Origin of the sequence: Nonomuraea antri, assembly GCF_013283785.1 — a bacterium.
GTDB classification, from domain to species: domain Bacteria; phylum Actinomycetota; class Actinomycetes; order Streptosporangiales; family Streptosporangiaceae; genus Nonomuraea; species Nonomuraea antri.
Genome location: NZ_JABCPZ010000014.1, coordinates 14,461 through 31,311 on the forward strand (window position 1 = coordinate 14,461; position 16,851 = coordinate 31,311).

The following is a 16,851-nucleotide window of genomic DNA, read 5'->3' on the forward strand; positions in this document are numbered from 1 at the left end:
ACACCTGGGGTCAGAGCGGTAACACTGCCAGGGTCAGAGATCGTCCGCCCGGGGAGAGGAACCCGCCTCACGTCGAAGGGCTTGCCTGATCTCGGCCGCACCGGCGGCCGCGTCGTCCACGGTGACGACGAATTCACTCCCGTCCCTGAGCCCTACCAGCAGGGCCTCACCGGGACGCACCGCGATCAAGTGTCTGCGCAGTCCCCATCTGTTCAGTCCCGGCGGGTTCACCTGCACGGCCTCGGCCGTCTCGACGGCGGCCAGGTTGATCCGCCGCAGCCAGACGAACGGCAACGCGCTGCGCACCTTGAGCGTGCGCCCGTCGAAGACCGCGGTGATGTCGCCGCGGACCAGCACGGCGCCCAGGGACAGGAGGGCGGGGATGATGATCCAGGTCATGCCCGCGAGGAACATGATCATCATCACGCAGGCGGCGATCCAGGTCCGCCAGATGTAGGTGGTGTTCCTGGCGCGGCCGATCCAGACCGTGCGCCCGCTCGCGGGCCGGCCCGGGTCGAGGTCGTCCGGCGGTTCCGCGGGGTCGTCCGTCGCGCGGCGCCACGGGCTGACGAACACGCCGCCCAGCACGGCGGCGACCGCCGCGCCGCCGAGCACCAGCACGGGAGTGAAGGCGGGCGAGGAGGCTTCGTGCCAGACCTCGGCATCGAGGTTGGCGATCACCAGCCCCGTGACGGCCGACAGGTCCATCAGCACGACCACGCCGAGCGCCAGGCCGGCCGCGCTCCTGCGGCCCACCGACCCGTCGGGGCGCAGCCACGCGAGCAGGCCCAGCAGGGTCCACGCCATCGTGCCCATCAGCAGGGCGTCGGCGACGGCCGCCCACAACGGCTCGGAGTTGTCGGGCTCGCCGTCGGTGAAGTGCGTGGCGACCCGTTCCGGCAGGCGATGCCGCAGCGCCAACGGGAGCACGATGGTCACGGCGTGTAAGGACATGGGCGCGAGCACGACGACACCCGTGAACCGCGATCTCATGGCTGCTGTCTCAACTTCCCCCTGCAGTCCAATCCCCTGCCGGAAAGCTTGTCATATTTCGGTCCGCTCCCGAAAGCCGTCCGAAACGAGACGGAGGAGCTCGTTCTCCTCCAGGCCGACGCGGCGCGCCTCGCTGACCACGTTGGCCACGGCACGATGCAATCGAGCGTCACCGAGCATCTTCGCCCGCGCCACCACCACGGTGCCCCGGCCCCTGCGTACCTCCAGCAGCCCCTCGTCTCGGAGGATGGCGTAGGCGCGCAGCACGGTGTGCAGATTCACCTGGAGGCTGTCGGCCAGGTCCCTGGCAGTGGGCAGCCGATCACCGGGTCCCAGGGCACCAGTCGTGAGAGCACGCTTGAGGCCTCTGGCGATCTGGTCGAACAAGGGATCCGCCGAGCTCGGGTCGATGCTCAGCTTCATGTTTGCGGAGCTCCTCGCCTATGGCCTTCGTCGGCAGGCAACGCGGCAGTAGTACACCTTTCAAAGATACGCGCATTTACAACCTTGTTCGAGTAGCTATATAACAACCACATCTAATCGCCACGCACTGACCTGGAGCTAGGCATGCGACGTATTAGAACAATGTTATGCAGCTCTGTCACCCTCCTCATCCTGGCCGGGAGCTCCGCCCTGGCCTCGACCGACACCCCGGACCACGACGGAAAGACCCTGTTCGACGGCCTGTTCCTGGCTCGCGGGCCGGTGGCGAAAGCCCATCCTGATCTACCGCTGGAGCAGTCCGGACGGCCGTGGACCGACGCGGAGGCCGAGCGGCTCATCACCGGCATGCAACGCCTGGACCCCGGCTTCTTCACCACGTTCCAGGCCGCGGTCACCAGCGGGGACCGGGTCAGGATCGACCGGGCCATCGAGTCGGCGTACGAGCTGGCCGGCCGGGCGGCGCCGCCGCCCGGGCAGGTCGTCGGCCCCGACGCGACCTTCATCTACCACAACAGGTCGATCTTCAAGGCCACCCACATGGTGGTGAACAAGAACAAGTACTGGACCGGCGAACCGACCGAGAAGACCGCGCTGAGTCACGAGCGCTGGGTCGACGACGTGGCCGAGACGTTTGCCCGGTGAGCACGGATCGGGGGCTCGGGGGCACGGATCGGGGGCTCGGAGGCACGGTGCTCCTGCTCGGGTTCGCCTGGGCGACCGTCATCGTCTACGTCGTCGTCAGCCAGTTGCCGGCCACGGCCGTCGAACTGCCCGCGCAGCGGTCGGTCGGTCGTGAGATCCGGGTGGTGGCTCCGCAGGGATGGGCGTTCTTCACCAAATCCGCGAGGGAACCGCGCGAGGTCCTCTGGCGGGCGGTAACGGGGAGGTGGGAGCCGGCGATGCGCGCACCGCACGCGGAGCCGCGCAACGCCTTGGGGTTGAACCGCGCCTCGCGCGCGGAAGCGGTCGATCTCGGTCTCCTGACCTCGGCCGTCCCCAAGGAACGGTGGTCGAACTGCGAATCGGGCGCCGTCGCGGACTGTCTGGCCGCGTACGGCACGCCCGTGCCGGTGACCAATCCCGCGCCGGAGCCGCTGGTCTGCGGCGAGGTGGGCCTGTCCAGGCAGCGCCCGCTGCCCTGGGCCTGGTCGGACGCGGCGGCGCGGACCGGCATCCCGGCGAGCGTCGTCCGGTTGGAGGTGGCATGCTGAGCGCACTGGGCGCGCGGGCCCGCGGATTCGCCCTGGCGAGCCCGTGGACGAACGTCTACGGCCTGGCCAGGACCGTCCTCGCCCTCGGCACCCTCGGCACCCTCCTGGCCAGCGACACCTCGTCGCTGTTCAGGCCGGCGGCCGGCGCTCTGGAGTTCCCCATGTGCGACGGCCTGGCGGCCGCCGGGCTGTTCTGCGTACTCGAACCCGCCTGGGCCAAGCCGGTCGCGATCGCGATCCTGCTGGTGACCGCCTCGGGCTGGCGGCCGCGGTTCACCGCGCTGCCGCACTGGTGGGTGGCGGTCAGCTTCCAGGCGTCCGCGACCGTCCCCGACGGCGGGGATCAGGTGACGGCGGTGCTGTGCCTGCTGCTGCTGCCCGTCGCGCTGACCGACGGCCGCGCCTGGCACTGGCGGGCCCCCGCCTCCGTGCCGGACGTGACCGCCTCGCTGGTGGCCTGGTCGGCGTTGCTGGTGATCCGGCTGCAGGTGGCCGGCATCTACCTGCAGGCGTCCATGGCGAAACTCGGCAGGGAGGAATGGGCCGACGGCACCGCCATGTACTACTGGCTCAGCGATCCCATGTTCGGCAGCGCCGGGTGGGCCGCGCCGCTTCTCGGCCCGGTGCTCGCTCATCCCGTCGGTGTCACCCTGTTCACCTGGGGCGCGGTGGCGATCGAGTTCGCGCTGGTCTTCGGCCTGGTGGCCCGCGGGAACGGGTTGCCCTACCTCCTCGCCGCCGGCCTCTTCCTGCACGCCTCGATCGCGCTGCTGATGGGCCTGGGCAGCTTCGCCCTGGCCATGTCAGGCGCCCTGGTTCTCTATCTGCGACCGCCCGACCGGGCGTTCGAGAAGGTCTCGCTCCACCTACCCCTCATGTCCTCGGCCGCCTCACGGACACCACGAGAGAACAACCATGCAACGGAGGTGCCATGAGAGACCAGTCACCCCACGGTCTCACGAAGCAAGAACAGAATGAGGGTTCCCAACGGCTGGGACTGGACAGGTCCGTCGTGACCCGGCGTACCGGCCTGCAGTTCCCCAACAGCCTCGCCTACTCCATCTGGGAGCGCATCGGCAAGCAGATCTCGCTGATCACCGATTCCTCCGCGTGGTGGCTGGGCGACTGGTTGATCTACGGAGAGAAGGAGTACGCCGACCGGTACCGGATGGCCATCGAACAGACCTCGCTCGACTACCAGACACTGCGCAACTACGCCTGGGTGGCCCGGCGGTTCAGCCTGGGCAGGCGCAGGGACAAGCTGAGTTTCGCCCACCACGCGGAGGTGGCCGCGCTGAGCCCGGCCGACCAGGACCTGTGGCTCCTGCGTGCCGAGCGCCACGCCTGGTCGAGGAACCGGCTGCGCAGGGAGCTGCGCGGCGCCACCGGACCTGACAAGACGTTGCGGGCGGACGCGTCGCAACGCGATCACACCGTGGACGTGAACGTGCGTCTCACCTCCAGCCCGGAGCAGCTGGAGCGGTGGAAGCTGGCCGCCCGCATGCAGAACCGGGACCTGGTCAACTGGATGGTCGACGGCTTGGAGAGCATCGCCCAGGACGTCATCGGCGAGTACCGGCCCGAGAACGACACCGTGAAGAACTGAGTGGAGCCGGCGTGACCGCCAGGGGGCGGTCACGCCGGCTCCGTCGCGCTCGGATCCGCCGCTCTCAGCCCGTGCGCACGCCTCTGAACAGCCCGCGCCCGGACAGCCCGCCTTCGAGGTGGTCCACCTCGAGCCCGGCCCGTTCGAAGGCCGCCTCGTAGACCTTCCTCGGGAACAGCGTGTTGGCGTGGTTCACGGTGAAGTGCCTGACGCCGGAGTCGGCGGAGGCCACCACGTAGTGCGCGTCCATCACGCTCCTGCCCCCGTCGCGGACCGTGCGCGAGACGCGGGCGATCGTCCGGCCGTCGACGGTGACCACGTGGCCGGCGACGTAGCCGTCGATGAAGTCCTCGGGGAACCACCACGGTTCGACGATCAGCACCCCGCCCGGCGACAGGTGGGCGGCCATGCGGCCGAGCGCGGCCGTCAGCTCGTCCTCGGTCTCCATGTAGGCGATCGAGCTGAACAGGCAGGTCACCGCGTCGAACGTGGCGTCCAGGCGGAAGTCGCGCATATCGCCCTGGTGCAGCTCGACGTCCGGCAGCCGGTCGCGGGCGACCGCCAGCATGTCCGCCGACAGCTCCAGCCCTGCCACGTGCCCGAACTCTTCGCCGAAGAAGGCCAGGTGGGTGCCCGTCCCGCAGGCGACGTCGAGCAGGCTCGCGGCGTCCGGGCGGCGCTGCCTGATCAGCTCGGCCACCCGGGCGGCCTCGGCCCGGTAGTCCTTGCCCCGGCCTCGGTAGATCGCGTCGTAGACGTCGGCGAGATCGGCTCCGTACATCGTCATCCTCCTGTCAGACGGTGGGCGACCTGGTGCGGGGTCGGCATCGCGGCGATCTCGGCGCGCAGCCGGCGCGCGTTCGCGCCCAGGGACGGCTCGCCGAGCAGGCGCAGCAGGTTGTCGCGCACCCCCGCGCCGGTCACCTCGGACGGGCGCATCATCAGGCCCGCCCCCTGCTCGGCCAGCAGTTCGGCGCGGACCGGCTCGTCGAACAGCGTCGGCAGGACCAGTTGCGGCACCCCGGCGGCCAGGGTCGTGTAGAACGTTCCGTTCCCGCCGTGGTTGATGACCGCGGCGCAGCTGGGAACCAGCTCCTTCAACGGCACGAACGGCACCACGCGGGTGTTCGGCGGCACCCGCCGCACGCGCTCGCGCTGCGCCGGCGAGATCGTGGCCACCAGCTCGATGTCCAGGTCGGCCAGGGAGTCCAGCAGGTCCTGGACCGAGACGTTGTAGCCGTCGAGGCGTTCCGTCGCTGTCATGCCCAGCGTGAGACAGACCCGCGGACGGGACGGCGGGGCGCGCAGCCAGTCAGGCACCACCGCCACGTCGTTGTACGGCACGTAGCGCAGCGGGACGTAGGGCAGGTCGAGCCCGAGCTGGAACGACGGCGGGGTGTGGTCGATGGTGAACTGGCCGGTGGTCATGTCGTCGGAGTAGTCCACCCCCACCCGGGCGGCCCGGCTGCGCAGCCAGGCGACCAGCGGGTCCTTCCGATCCGCCGGCGGCTGGGCGAGCATGGCCCTGGTGAAGCGGAAGCGCATGCGGCCGAACAGGTCGAGACACCACATCATGCGGCCGTGGGCCGCGCCCGACGCCGTCGCGGCGATGGGGGCCGCGTACGTGATGGGCTCCCAGATCACCAGGTCGGGCCGCCACTGCCGGCAGTAGTCGGTCAGCTCCTCGACCAGGCCGTCGTTGACCAGCCAGCACCACCAGCGCACGAACCACGAGTAGCCGGTGGACATGACCTCCCAGGACAGTTTCGTCTCGTCCGGCTCGGTCATGTCGTAGAGCTGGCTCTCTTCCCGGGGGTCGAAGAACGAATAGACCCGGTTGGCCCGCCAGAAACTGTGGTTCTTGCCGACCGGGACCGCGGTCAGGCCCGCGCGGGTGATGGTCTCCGTGAGTTCGGGCTGGCTCGCCACCCGGACCTCGTGGCCGGCATTGTGCAGCGCCCAGGCGAGCGGCACCATGACATGGAAATGTGATTTCTCCGCGTAGGTCGCGAACAGAATGCGCATCGCCCGCCTTTCGGAAAGCAATTTGTCGTCGGACCGTAGCATCGGCCGTCACGGCCGGTCCAACCCCTACCGACCTAGGGGTTGTCACCTGCCGACGACGCGGAAGTAGGCTTCCAGCCGAAATAAGGAGGGCGCCATGAAAGGCATTGTTCTCGCCGGAGGATCGGGCTCGAGACTATATCCGCTGACTCTGACCACCTCCAAGCAATTGCTGCCCATTTACGACAAGCCGATGATCTACTATCCGCTCTCGGTGCTCATGCTGGCCGGAATCAGGGACATCCTGATCATCTCCACGCCGAGCGCGATCCCGGCCATGGCCGCGCTGCTCGGCGACGGCGCGCAGTTCGGGCTCAACCTCACCTACGCCGAGCAGGACGAGCCGCGCGGCATCGCCGACGCCTTCGTCGTCGGCGCCGACCACGTGGCGGGCGGGCCGTCCGCGCTGATCCTGGGCGACAACCTGTTCCACGGGGCCGGCTTCCCCGAGGTGCTGCGCACCGCGCGGGCCACGCTCGACGGCTGCGTCCTGTTCGGCTACCCGGTCAAGGACCCGCAGCGGTACGGCATCGCCGAACTCGACCAGGACGGCCGGGTCGTCTCGCTGGAGGAGAAGCCGCTGCGCCCGCGCTCCGACAACGCGATCACCGGGCTCTACTTCTACGACGCCGACGTGGTGGACATCGCCAAGAACATCCGCCCGTCCGCGCGCGGCGAGCTGGAGATCACCGACGTCAACCGGGCCTATCTGGCGCAGGGCAGGGCCCGGCTGATCGAGCTCGGCCGGGGATTCACCTGGCTCGACGCGGGCACGCACCAGTCCCTGCTCGACGCCAGCCAGTACGTCCAGATCATGGAGCACCGCCAGGGCGTGCGGGTGGCCTGCCTGGAGGAGATCGCGCTGCGCCTCGGCTACATCGACGTCGAAGCCTGCTACGGCCGCGGCATCGAGATGAAGAACTCGACCTACGGCCAATACGTCATGGAAATCGCCCAGGCCCTGGCCTGATCACCTGGAGAGCGGGTCACATGCGCATTCTGGTAACCGGCGGCGCCGGCTTCATCGGATCGAACTTCGTGCGGCGGCTGCTGAACGGCGACTATCCCGGGCTGGCGGGCGCCGAGGTCACCGTCCTGGACAAGCTGACCTACGCGGGCACGACGGAGAGCCTGGCCGCCGTGGCCGGCCATCCAGGATTCACCTTCGTGCGCGGGGACGTCTGCGACGAGGGCCTGCTGGCCGAGCTGATGCCGGGCGTCTCGCTGGTGGTGCACTTCGCCGCCGAGACCCACGTCGACAGGTCGATCAGCAGCGGGGTGGACTTCGTCACCACGAACGTGGTCGGCACCCAGACCCTGCTGGAGGCCGCGCACCGGAACGGCGTGGCGCGGTTCGTGCTGGTGTCCACCGACGAGGTCTACGGCTCGATCGCCGAGGGCTCGTGGGTGGAGAGCGATCCGCTGCAGCCCAACTCGCCCTACTCGGCCTCCAAGGCGGCGTCGGACCTGCTCGCCCGCGCCTTCTGCCACACCTACGGCTTCCCCGTCAGCATCACCAGGTGCTCCAACAACTACGGGCCCTTCCAGTTCCCCGAGAAGGTGATCCCGCTGTTCATCACCAACCTCCTGGACGGCGAGCCCGTCCCCGTCTACGGCGACGGGCTCCACGTGCGGGAGTGGGTGCACGTCGACGACCACTGCCGCGGCATCGCCCTGGTCGCCACCGGCGGGCGCCCGGGAGAGGTCTACAACATCGGCAGCGACACCGAGCTGCCCAACCTCGAACTGACCACGATGTTGCTGGACATCGCCGGGGCGGACCGGTCGATGATCAGGTTCGTCCGCGACCGCAAGGGCCACGACCGCAGGTACTCCCTGGACAGCCGCAAGATCGAGCGGGAGCTCGGATACGCGCCGCAAGTGCCCTTCGAGCGCGGGTTGTCGGAGACCGCGCGCTGGTACGCCGGCAACCGCGACTGGTGGGAGCCGCTGAAGAAGGAGCCGTTCCCCGTCACCTGGGAGGTCAGCCAGGACTGACCAGGTCGGGGGTGCGGGCCTGCGGCGGCACGGCGCGGCGCAGGCTGGCCCGGCCGTCGATGTTGAGCTTGCGGTAGATCTTGGTCAGGTGCTGCTCCACGGTGCTCACCGTGATGCTCAGCCGCTTGGCGATCTCCCGGTTGCGGTAGCCGTGCGCGGCCAGCGTGGCGACCCGCTGCTCGGCGTCGCTCAGCTCCCGCGACAGTTCCCTGGACAGCGCCCAGGCCACGCCGTGCGCGAGCTCGGCCGCGCGCCGATGCAGCTCCTCCCGGTCGCGCTGGCCGGTGTCGGCGATGACCGCCAGGCGGGCGGCCGGGTGCCGGAACCGGCCGTCGAGCAGCAGCCCGGCGGCGCCGAGCGCGGTGACGGCCGCGTCCACGGCGCGGCCGTCGAGGCCGGGCATGCGTTCCAGCAGTTCGGGGAAGCCCTGGTCGCCCAGGACCGCCAGGCATCTGGCCACCTGCAGCTCGGCGCCGCCGGCCCGGCGCAGCAGGGCCACCACGGCCTGCCGGTAGTGGTGGCCGACGGCCTGTTCGAGCGTGTCCGCGTAGCCGTCGAGGTCGGCCAGGAGCGCCCGGACCAGCAGCGGGTTGCCGCCGCTCAGCCGGTGCAGCCCGGGCCCCAGCCGCTCGGCCGCGCGCGGGCTCAGGCGCCGGCGGGCCATCTCGGTGACCCCGTCGGCGCCGACCGGGCCGACGACGACCTCGTGGCAGGGCCGGACCGGACGGACCGCCCGCCCGGCCCGCGACCGCTCGCTCACCATCACCAGCACCGGGGCGGAACGGGCCCGCCGGACGAAGTAGTCCAGGCAGCGCAGCGACGCCTCGTCGGCCTCGTCGGCGTCGTCCACGCTGAGCAACAGGGGCCGGGCGGTGACCGCCCCGGCCCAGATCGTGTTCATCATCCGCACCCACGGGGCGCCCCCGTGCGGCAGGTCGGCAGGCAGCCGCTCGGCCATGAACAGGCGGCGCAGCAGGCCCAGCGGCTCCCTGCGCCCCGCGTCGGCGGCCCGCGCGGCCCGCACCTCGAACCCGAGCGAGCGGGCGGGCGCCTCGGCCGCCCGGAGCAGCGCGGTCTTGCCACAGGCGACGGGACCCGTGACCGTCAGGGCGCCGCCCACCCCGCCGGCGCATTCGGCCAGGCGCTTGCGCAAGACGGCGAGTTGCTTTTCTCGATCCACCATCATAACTGGTCACAATGCCAGCGAATTTCCCCGGATACACGATGAGTTGATCCGTTCCGCCATTTCGGGCACCATCGCGTTAAAAGTGGATGTCTCGCTGGCGGGACACCTCGTTTGTCGAACGCGAAAGCAGGTCCCGACCATGGAGATCGTGGGCAACGGATTTCTCGCGCGCCATCTGCGGCCAATTGCCGACACTCACCCCGAGCACCTGATATTCGCCGCCGGAGTCTCTCTCTGGAAGAATTCCGAGACGGACTACGAACGCGAGACCTCGCTGGTCCTGGAGAATTTGCGGCGGTGCGCCGACACCGGGCGCGTGTTCGTCTTTTTCTCCACGGCGTCGATGAGCATGTACGGCGCCCCCGGCTGCCGCGGCGTCGAGGACGAGCGGGTCGACCCGGTGACACCGTACGGCGTGCACAAGCACAGCCTCGAACGGTTGATCATGGATTCCGGCGTCCGCCACCTCATCCTGCGGCTGTGCTACGTGGTGGGCCCCGGCGGGCCGGGCAACCGCCTGATCCCCGCGCTCATGGACCAGATCGCCACCGGGTCGGTGACCCTCTACCGCAGCGCCAGGCGGGACCTCATCCACGTCGGCGACTGGGTGAGCATGCTGGACAAGATCCTCGCGGCCGGGGTCGAGCGCGAGGTGCTCAACATGGCCACCGGCCAGTCGGTACCGATCGGCCTGGTCATCGACCACCTGGAGAAGCGGCTCGGCGTGTCCGTGGAACGCGTCGTGATCGACGAGGGCACCGCGCACTGGATCTCCACCGACAAGCTCAGGCGGCTGGTGCCCGCCGTCACCGAGATGGACTTCGGCCCCGACTACTACCGGACCGTACTCGACCGCTACCTCGAAGCAGCCGGTCACCGCGTCTGAGAGGCTGATCATGCGCACGCAGGGAATCTTCATGGCGGGCCTGGCCGCCTACGTCGGCGAGCCGGTCGGCGTCGAGAGCGCGGTGGCCGACGGCCGGTGCCCGCCGGACCGGCTGCGCGGCGGCGGCCTGCTGGGCGTGGCGGTGGCCGACGGCGTGCCCGCGCCGGAAATGGCGCTCACCGCGGCGAGACAGGCGTTCGCCGAGAGCGGGCTGGAGCCGGGCGACACCGGCCTGCTGCTCTACTGCGACGTCTGGCACCAGGGGCCCGACGGCTGGTCCCCCCACTACTACCTGCAACATCACCTGGTCGGCGGCAAGGGGCTGGCGGTCGAGCTGCGGCAGGGCTGCAACGGCGTGCTCGCGGCCCTGCAGCTGGCCGGGGGCTTCCTCCCGGCCGAGGCGCCGGGCCGGCACGCGCTGATCGTGGCGGCGGACAACTTCGGCACGCCCAGGATCGACCGCTGGCGGGCGGGCCCCGACTTCCTGCTCGGCGACGGCGCGTCCGCGGTGGTCCTCAGCCGGGACGGCGGCTTCGCCGAGGTGCTCGCGGTCAACTCCCTGTCCGTCCCCGAGGCGGAGGTGCTGCACCGGTGCGGCGAGGAGTTGTTCCCGCCCAGCGCGACCACCGGCGAACCCGTCGACTTCGACGCGCGGACCAAGGAGTTCGTCCGACTGTGCGAGGCCGACGAGGAGGTCGCGTTCTCGTGGGTCACCGTCCAGCAGCGGTCGGCGGCGGTGCTGGCCAAGACGCTGCGCGAAGCCGGCATCAGGGGCTCGGACGTCACCAGGACGGCGTTCACGAACCTGTCGCCCGAGGCGGTCGAGCACCGGTGGATGTCGCTGCTCGGGCTGCCGATGTCCCGGTCGACCTGGGACCACGCCAGGACCATCGGGCACCTGGGCGCCAGTGACCATCTGGTCGCGCTGGACCACCTGGTGCGCAGCGGGCAGGTCGGTCCTGGCGACCACGTGCTGATGGGCGGCATCGGCCCGGGCATCACGATCTCGTGCGCCGTCGTGAAGATCCTGGCCGCCCGTCCGATGGCGGGGTGAGGGCATGGATTTCGCGCTGTCCGCGCGGCAACGCGACCGGCGGGCGGAGATCCTCGCGGCCGCACATCCTCCGAACGAATCACCGTCCTGCTTCGATCGGGCCGGGTGGCTGCGGGCCGCCGCGCTCGGGCTGACCGGCGCCTGCCTGCCCGCCGAGCACGGCGGCGGCGGGCTGGGCGCGCTCGACACGGCGCTGGAGCTGGAGGCGTACACGATGGGCGGCGCCGACACCGGCCTGGCCTTCGCCGTCGCCGCCCACCTGCTGGCCTGCGGCGTGCCCGTGCGCGAGCACGCGGGCGCGCAGGTGCGCGGCGAGCTGCTGCGCGGCCTGGCGGCGGGAGACCTGATCGCGGCGAACGCGATGACGGAGGACGGCGCGGGCTCCGACACCGGGGCGCTGGCGACGCGCGCCCGCCGCGACGGCGAGGTGTACGTGCTCGACGGGGAAAAGTCGTTCGTGAGCAACGCCCCCGTCGCCGGGGTGTTCGTCACGTACGCGGTCACGGACCCGGCGGCCGGCTTCCTGGGCATCACCGCCTTCGCCGTGCCGCACGACCTGCCCGGCGTGGCGGTGGGCCCGGCGCTGCCCAAGATGGGCCTGGACGGCTGCCACGCCGCCCGGGTCCGCTTCACCGGCTGCCGGGTCCCGGCCAGGTACCGGCTGGGTGCGGAAGGTTCAGGCGCCGCGGTGTTCAGGCGGTCGATGGCGTGGGAACGCGCCTGCCTGCCCGCCATCTACCTGGGGGTCATGGAACGCCAGCTCGACCGGTGCGTGGGGCACGCCGGGCGACGCCGCCAGTTCGGCAGGAACATCGGCGGTTTCCAGGCCGTCTCCCACCGGCTCGCGGGCATGAAGCTGCGCCTGGAGAGCGCCCGGCTGCTGCTCTACCGCGCCTGCTGGCAGCTCGACCAGGCGAGCGAGGCGGCCGGGCGGGCGGCCGCGCTGGCCAAGGTGGCGGTCTCCGAGGCCGCCGTGGCCAACGCGCTCGACGCCGTCCAGCTGTTCGGCGCCGCCGGGTACCTGCGTGACGGCGGGATCGAGGAGCACCTGCGCGACGCCGTACCCAGCACGATCTTCTCCGGGACGACGGACATGCAGAAGGAGCTCATCGCGAGAGGACTCGGACTGTGATGCTGCACCGCTACGCGATCGAGGCGGCGGCGCGCGACCCGCGGGCCGTGGCCGTCGACGGCCCGGGCCCGCCGCTCACCTACGGCGAGCTCGACCAGCGGGCGAACGCGCTGGCCGGCCTGCTGGCCCAGGCCGGGGTGCGGGCCGGCGACCGCGTCGTCATCTGGTCGGAGACGTCGGCGGAGGCCATCGTGGCCACGCAGGCCGTGCTGCGAGCGGGCGCCGCCTACGTGCCGGCCGGCGCCTCGGCGCCCCTGGCCCGCGTCGAGGCGATCGCCCGCGACTGCGCGGCCGCGGCGATCTGCACCGGCAAGGAGATCTCCGGCCTGCCCCGTATCGACCCGGCCACCGCCGTCGCCGGTGGCGTCTCGCGCCCCGAACCGCCGACCGGCCCAGGCGACCTGGCCTACATCCTCTACACCTCGGGCTCCACCGGGACGCCCAAGGGCGTGAGCATCACCCACCGCGGCGCGTGCGCGTTCGTGGACTGGGCGGCCGGGGAACTGGGCGCGCACCCGGGCGACAGGTTCGCCAACCACGCGCCGCTCACCTTCGACCTGTCGGTGCTCGACCTCTACGCCGCCTTCGCCGGCGGCGCGACGGTCTGCCCCGTCCCCGCCGGGCTCGCGTACGCCCCCACGGCGCTGGTGGACTTCCTCTGGCGCCGGCGGATCAGCGTGTGGTATTCGGTGCCGTCCGCGCTCATGCTGATGATCAGGGACGGCGGCCTGCTCGACCGGCCCGCGCCGGCCGGGCTGCGCGCGGTGCTGTTCGCCGGGGAGAGCTTCCCCATCGGGTACGTCAGGGACCTGGCGCGCTGGACCACGGCCAGGCTGCTCAACCTCTACGGCCCCACCGAGACCAACGTCTGCACCGCGCACGAGGTCACCCGGGCGGACCTGGAGCGGGAGCGGCCGGTCCCGATCGGCCGGCCGTGCTGCGGCGACCAGGTCTGGGCCGAACGCCCCGACGGCCGCCGGGCCGGGCCTGGCGAGGAGGGGGAGCTGTGCGTGTCCGGCCCCACGGTCATGCGCGGCTACTGGGGACGCGAGCCGCACCAGGGCCCCTACCGCACCGGCGACCTCGCCGCGGTGCGGACCGACGGCGGCTTCGAGTTCGTCGGCCGGGTCGACGACCTGGTCAAGGTGCGCGGGCACCGGATCGAGCCGGGCGAGGTGGAGGCCGTGCTCGCCACGCATCCCGAGGTGGCCGAGGTGGCGGTCGGCGCCGTGGGCGACGGGCTGGGCCGCCGCCTGGTCGCCTTCGTGGTGCCGGAGCAGGGCACGCGTCCCGGCGTGCTCGCGCTGAAGCGGCACAGCGCCGGGCGGCTGCCGCCGTACCTGATCGCCGACTCGTTCGTGATGGTCACCGCGCTGCCCAGAACCGCCAACGGGAAGATCGACAGAAGAGCGCTAGGAGAGCTGCTGCCATGAGCCCGAGTGAAGAGAACGTGACCGCCGAGCTGATGACGTTCGTCAGGACCCGTTTCCTGGACGGCGATCCGGGGGGCGAGCTGGAGGAGACCTCGCCCCTGCTGGAGTGGGGGGTGCTCGACTCCATCAACTCGGCGGTCCTGCTCACCTTCCTCAACGAGCGCTGGGGCGACGACGTGGACCTGGAGACCATCGCCGCGCGCGACTTCGCCACCGTGCGCGGCATCGCGGCGATGATCTGCGCCAGGTCCGCCTATCCCCGCTCGGCCACGAGCCGTTCCAGCTCGGCCACCAGCTGACGCGGCGTGGCCATGGCGGCCGCCTCCTCCTGGAGCCCGGCCGCCGCCCGGCCGAACGAATCGTCGGTGAGCAGGCGCACCAGGTCGGCCCGCACGCTCGCCGCGCTCACCAGCGCGCCCTCGCGCACCAGGCCCGCGCCCAGCTCGGCCAGGCGCTCGGCGCGTAGTCCGTCGTCGAACATGTACGGCACGACGAGCTGCGGCACCCCGTGCACGAGCGAGGTGAGGAACGTGCCCGCTCCGCCGTGGTTGACCACGGCGGAGCAACTGGGCAGCAGCGCGTTCAACGGCACGAACGGCACGATCCTCGCGTTGTCCGGGACCTCGCGCAGCCCGGCCTGCTCCTTCTCCGGGATCGTGGCCACCAGCTCGACGTCCAGGTCCGCCAGCGCGTCCAGCAGCTCCTGGACCGACACGCTGTAGCCGGTGAGCCGCTCGGTGGCCGACGTGCCGAGCGTCAGGCACACGCGCGGCCGCTCGGGCGGCGTCCACATCCAGTCCTGGACGACCGCGCGCCCGTTGTAGGGCCGGTAGCGCATGGGCAGGTACCGCTGACCGGTCCCGGCCAGCCGGATCGAGGCCGGCATGCAGTCGACGGTGGCCTGCCCGGCCGCCATGTCCTCGGAGAAGCGCACGCCGAACCGCGCTCCCCTGGCCTCGATCCAGCCGGCCAGGGCGTCGTGGCGCTCGCCCGGCCGCTCCCGCACCAGGTCCAGGTAGGCGGCGCGGAGGCGGGCGAACAGGTCGAGGCTCCACAGGACGCGCACGTGCGCCGCGCCGCACGCCTTGGCCGCGATCGGGCCCGCGTAGGTGACCGCCTCCCACACCACCAGGTCGGGACGCCACGACAGCGCGAACTCGGTCAGCTCCCTGATCATCGGGTCGTTGACCACCCGGCACCACCACGGGACGAACTGCTCGCCGTACCCGTTGCCCAGGTACTCCCAGGTCAGCTTCTCCGGCCGGAGCTCGGCGAAGTCGAAGGCGGGCGGCGGTTTCTCACCCCACGCCTCCGGCCGCTTGCTGAGCTGGTGCAGGATGTGGTTCTTGCCCACCGGGACGGCCGTCAGCCCGGTCGCGGTGATGACGTCGGTGAGCTCGGGCTGGCTGGCCACCCGCACCTCGTGGCCGGCGTTCTGCAGCGCCCACGCCAGCGGCACCATGCCGAGGAAGTGGGCGCGTTCGGCGTAGGTCGCCAGCAGCACCTTCATGAGGGCAGCACCAGGCCGCTGAGGTAGTCGACGGCGTCCACGTAGGTGAAGGGGTGCATGAACGCGCCGGCCCGCACGTCGCGGTAGAGACGCGACAGCGGGTGGGCGCCGGTGTAGGAGGCGCCGCCCACCAGGAACATGGCCTCGTTGACCACCTCGGGCGCGAGCCGGTTGACCGCGAGCTTGGCCGCCTGGAACGGCGTCATCATGGCCAGCCCGCGCTCGCCTGGGTCGGCCGTCTCGCGGTAGGCGAGCTCGTCGGCCACCGCCAGCGCGGCGCCGACGCTCGACCGCAGGGTGTGCAGCTTCACGTCGATCTCCGCCACCAGGGTCCTGGCCGCGGGCTTGGCGCTGCCGCGCTTCAGCAGCGTGTCGACCGCGATGTCGCGGGCCGCGTGCGCGATGCCGTAGTAGATGCCGAGCATGGTGACGGAGCTGACCGTCTGGCCGGCCAGCATGGCGTTGTCCTGGGCGCCGTGCACGCCGCGCAGGATGACGTCCTCCTCGGGGATCGCGCAGTCGTCGAAGAGCAGGTCGACGGTGCCCGAGGCGCGCATGCCCAGCCCGTCCCAGTTGTCCAGCACGGTCAGGCCGGGCCGGTCGCGGGTGAGCACCGCCATCGCCGACCGCGCCGGGCCGTCCGGCACGTGCGCCTTGGCGTACACCGCGAAGTGGGTGGCCGCGGGCGACAGGCTGACCAGGGTCTTGCCGCCCGTGAGCAGCCAGCCGCCGGTGCCGGCGCGGCGCAGCTCGGTGACGACGCCGCCCTTGGGGATGTCCTTGACCCCGGTCGGGACCACGGCCTCGCCGGCCGCCATCGCGCGCAGCAGCCGTTCGCTGAGCGCCCTGGCGACCGCGGGCCCGCGCCGCCACTCGTAGCCGAGCGTCAGGCCGCGGCTGAGCTGCATGTGCAGCGCCAGCGCCGTGGACGCGTCGGCCTCGGCCACCAGACGCAGCGCGAACGCGACGTCGTGCATGCACTCCACGCCCAGCCCGCCGAGGTCCGCTGGTACGGTGGCGCCGAGCACGCCGTCCTTGCGGAGGGCCGCGAAGATTTCCCCGGGAAAAGCACCGCGGCGATCGTTTTCGAATGCGCTCGCGCGAATGGTGTTCAGGTGCGGCAGGATGAGCGATCGCAACGCGCGCCCGGCCTCGGTCTTCGGCTCCACGAGCGCCGCGGTAAAGCTTGAATTATCCGTCCGCAGAGTCATATGCGGCAACCCCGCTTCCCTTGTTAATACAACCGGCTGGATTCCTGGCGATTCAGACCATGACAGCCATTCGGCCACTTTTGCAATAACTTGACCGGCACATCGCCCGGACCTAGCGTTTGT

General features: G+C 71.2%; 18 protein-coding genes. 11 read left to right on the plus strand and 7 right to left on the minus strand.

The genetic code is table 11. The features are described from left to right. Positions 1 to 33: 33 nt before the first annotated feature. Positions 34 to 939 (minus strand): hypothetical protein, encoded by a 906-nt coding sequence (locus HII36_RS07325; RefSeq protein ID WP_173522304.1) that lies wholly within the window; start codon positions 937 to 939, stop codon positions 34 to 36. Between the two features lie 105 nt (positions 940 to 1,044). Continuing rightward, positions 1,045 to 1,416 (minus strand): GntR family transcriptional regulator, encoded by a 372-nt coding sequence (locus tag HII36_RS07330; protein WP_173522305.1) that lies wholly within the window; start codon positions 1,414 to 1,416, stop codon positions 1,045 to 1,047. Positions 1,417 to 1,578: 162 nt separating this feature from the next. Here HII36_RS07330 and HII36_RS07335 point away from each other — a divergent pair, with 162 nt between their 5' ends. The 4 genes from HII36_RS07335 (at position 1,579) to HII36_RS07350 (ending at position 4,254) form a co-directional block, all read left to right on the plus strand. Further along, entirely contained in the window at positions 1,579 to 2,079 is a 501-nt protein-coding gene (locus HII36_RS07335; protein WP_173522306.1) for a hypothetical protein, read from the plus strand. Further along, on the plus strand, positions 2,076 to 2,648 hold the full coding sequence (locus HII36_RS07340; RefSeq protein ID WP_173522307.1) for an SdpA family antimicrobial peptide system protein: 573 nt from the start codon (positions 2,076 to 2,078) through the stop codon (positions 2,646 to 2,648). Before HII36_RS07335 ends, HII36_RS07340 begins: the two co-directional genes overlap by 4 nt. Further along, complete coding sequence (locus tag HII36_RS07345; protein ID WP_173522308.1) at positions 2,642 to 3,583, plus strand: sporulation-delaying protein SdpB family protein; 942 nt, start codon at positions 2,642 to 2,644, stop codon at positions 3,581 to 3,583. Before HII36_RS07340 ends, HII36_RS07345 begins: the two co-directional genes overlap by 7 nt. A gap of 77 nt (positions 3,584 to 3,660) precedes the next feature. Further along, entirely contained in the window at positions 3,661 to 4,254 is a 594-nt protein-coding gene (locus HII36_RS07350; RefSeq protein WP_328807621.1) for an LmbU family transcriptional regulator, read from the plus strand. Between the two features lie 64 nt (positions 4,255 to 4,318). Here the strand turns inward: HII36_RS07350 and HII36_RS07355 are convergent, their stop codons facing one another. After that, the gene (locus HII36_RS07355) at positions 4,319 to 5,035 is read right to left on the minus strand and encodes a class I SAM-dependent DNA methyltransferase (protein WP_173522310.1); all 717 of its coding nucleotides are present in this window, start codon (positions 5,033 to 5,035) and stop codon (positions 4,319 to 4,321) included. A 2-nt stretch (positions 5,036 to 5,037) separates the two neighbouring features. Continuing rightward, on the minus strand, positions 5,038 to 6,279 hold the full coding sequence (locus HII36_RS07360; RefSeq protein ID WP_173522311.1) for an activator-dependent family glycosyltransferase: 1,242 nt from the start codon (positions 6,277 to 6,279) through the stop codon (positions 5,038 to 5,040). Between the two features lie 136 nt (positions 6,280 to 6,415). Between HII36_RS07360 and rfbA the strand changes: the two genes are divergently transcribed. Together rfbA and rfbB are read left to right on the plus strand one after the other, a co-directional pair. Further along, positions 6,416 to 7,288, plus strand: a complete 873-nt coding sequence (rfbA, locus tag HII36_RS07365) for a glucose-1-phosphate thymidylyltransferase RfbA (protein WP_173522312.1) — start codon at positions 6,416 to 6,418, stop codon at positions 7,286 to 7,288. A gap of 20 nt (positions 7,289 to 7,308) precedes the next feature. Continuing rightward, entirely contained in the window at positions 7,309 to 8,316 is a 1,008-nt protein-coding gene (gene rfbB / locus HII36_RS07370; protein ID WP_173522313.1) for a dTDP-glucose 4,6-dehydratase, read from the plus strand. On the opposite strand, the gene HII36_RS07375 is transcribed toward rfbB, so the two are convergent. Then, positions 8,303 to 9,502 carry a helix-turn-helix transcriptional regulator gene (locus tag HII36_RS07375; RefSeq protein ID WP_173522314.1) on the minus strand — a complete coding sequence of 400 codons (1,200 nt, stop codon included), beginning with the start codon at positions 9,500 to 9,502 and terminating at the stop codon, positions 8,303 to 8,305. The two genes, rfbB and HII36_RS07375, sit on opposite strands and share 14 nt — an antisense overlap. 148 nt (positions 9,503 to 9,650) lie before the next feature. Here HII36_RS07375 and HII36_RS07380 point away from each other — a divergent pair, with 148 nt between their 5' ends. Genes HII36_RS07380 through HII36_RS07400 form a run of 5 tightly spaced genes read left to right on the plus strand, consistent with a single transcriptional unit; the run spans position 9,651 to position 14,306 of the window. Beyond that, positions 9,651 to 10,388 (plus strand): NAD-dependent epimerase/dehydratase family protein, encoded by a 738-nt coding sequence (locus tag HII36_RS07380; RefSeq protein ID WP_217369272.1) that lies wholly within the window; start codon positions 9,651 to 9,653, stop codon positions 10,386 to 10,388. A gap of 10 nt (positions 10,389 to 10,398) precedes the next feature. Further along, positions 10,399 to 11,442, plus strand: coding sequence for a ketoacyl-ACP synthase III family protein (locus tag HII36_RS07385; protein WP_173522316.1), 1,044 nt, complete (start codon positions 10,399 to 10,401; stop codon positions 11,440 to 11,442). 4 nt (positions 11,443 to 11,446) lie between these two features. Next, a complete protein-coding gene (locus HII36_RS07390) occupies positions 11,447 to 12,574 on the plus strand; it encodes an acyl-CoA dehydrogenase family protein (protein WP_173522317.1) in 1,128 nt (375 codons plus the stop codon). Next, positions 12,574 to 14,007, plus strand: coding sequence for an amino acid adenylation domain-containing protein (locus tag HII36_RS07395; protein WP_173522358.1), 1,434 nt, complete (start codon positions 12,574 to 12,576; stop codon positions 14,005 to 14,007). The genes HII36_RS07390 and HII36_RS07395 overlap by 1 nt, the downstream gene beginning before the upstream one ends. Then, the gene (locus HII36_RS07400; RefSeq protein ID WP_173522318.1) at positions 14,004 to 14,306 is read left to right on the plus strand and encodes an acyl carrier protein; all 303 of its coding nucleotides are present in this window, start codon (positions 14,004 to 14,006) and stop codon (positions 14,304 to 14,306) included. Before HII36_RS07395 ends, HII36_RS07400 begins: the two co-directional genes overlap by 4 nt. Here the strand turns inward: HII36_RS07400 and HII36_RS07405 are convergent. Both HII36_RS07405 and HII36_RS07410 read right to left on the minus strand, forming a co-directional pair. Then, a complete protein-coding gene (locus HII36_RS07405; RefSeq protein WP_173522319.1) occupies positions 14,261 to 15,517 on the minus strand; it encodes an activator-dependent family glycosyltransferase in 1,257 nt (418 codons plus the stop codon). The genes HII36_RS07400 and HII36_RS07405 overlap by 46 nt on opposite strands. After that, entirely contained in the window at positions 15,514 to 16,728 is a 1,215-nt protein-coding gene (locus HII36_RS07410) for an acyl-CoA dehydrogenase family protein (protein ID WP_173522320.1), read from the minus strand. Before HII36_RS07410 ends, HII36_RS07405 begins: the two co-directional genes overlap by 4 nt. Between the last annotated feature and the right edge of the window lie 123 nt (positions 16,729 to 16,851).

Excerpts from the sequence above, each read along its gene's own strand:
- HII36_RS07390 (WP_173522317.1), top strand. The coding sequence starts at position 11,447 with ATGGATTTCGCGCTGTCCGCGCGGCAACGCGACCGGCGGGCGGAGATC.
- HII36_RS07345 (WP_173522308.1), top strand. The coding sequence starts at position 2,642 with ATGCTGAGCGCACTGGGCGCGCGGGCCCGCGGATTCGCCCTGGCGAGC.
- HII36_RS07355 (WP_173522310.1), bottom strand. The coding sequence starts at position 5,035 with ATGTACGGAGCCGATCTCGCCGACGTCTACGACGCGATCTACCGAGGC.
- HII36_RS07335 (WP_173522306.1), top strand. The coding sequence starts at position 1,579 with ATGTTATGCAGCTCTGTCACCCTCCTCATCCTGGCCGGGAGCTCCGCC.
- HII36_RS07375 (WP_173522314.1), bottom strand. The coding sequence starts at position 9,502 with ATGATGGTGGATCGAGAAAAGCAACTCGCCGTCTTGCGCAAGCGCCTG.
- HII36_RS07360 (WP_173522311.1), bottom strand. The coding sequence starts at position 6,279 with ATGCGCATTCTGTTCGCGACCTACGCGGAGAAATCACATTTCCATGTC.
- HII36_RS07395 (WP_173522358.1), top strand. The coding sequence starts at position 12,574 with ATGCTGCACCGCTACGCGATCGAGGCGGCGGCGCGCGACCCGCGGGCC.
- HII36_RS07385 (WP_173522316.1), top strand. The coding sequence starts at position 10,399 with ATGCGCACGCAGGGAATCTTCATGGCGGGCCTGGCCGCCTACGTCGGC.
- HII36_RS07400 (WP_173522318.1), top strand. The coding sequence starts at position 14,004 with ATGAGCCCGAGTGAAGAGAACGTGACCGCCGAGCTGATGACGTTCGTC.
- HII36_RS07330 (WP_173522305.1), bottom strand. The coding sequence starts at position 1,416 with ATGAAGCTGAGCATCGACCCGAGCTCGGCGGATCCCTTGTTCGACCAG.
- rfbB (WP_173522313.1), top strand. The coding sequence starts at position 7,309 with ATGCGCATTCTGGTAACCGGCGGCGCCGGCTTCATCGGATCGAACTTC.
- rfbA (WP_173522312.1), top strand. The coding sequence starts at position 6,416 with ATGAAAGGCATTGTTCTCGCCGGAGGATCGGGCTCGAGACTATATCCG.
- HII36_RS07405 (WP_173522319.1), bottom strand. The coding sequence starts at position 15,517 with ATGAAGGTGCTGCTGGCGACCTACGCCGAACGCGCCCACTTCCTCGGC.
- HII36_RS07410 (WP_173522320.1), bottom strand. The coding sequence starts at position 16,728 with ATGACTCTGCGGACGGATAATTCAAGCTTTACCGCGGCGCTCGTGGAG.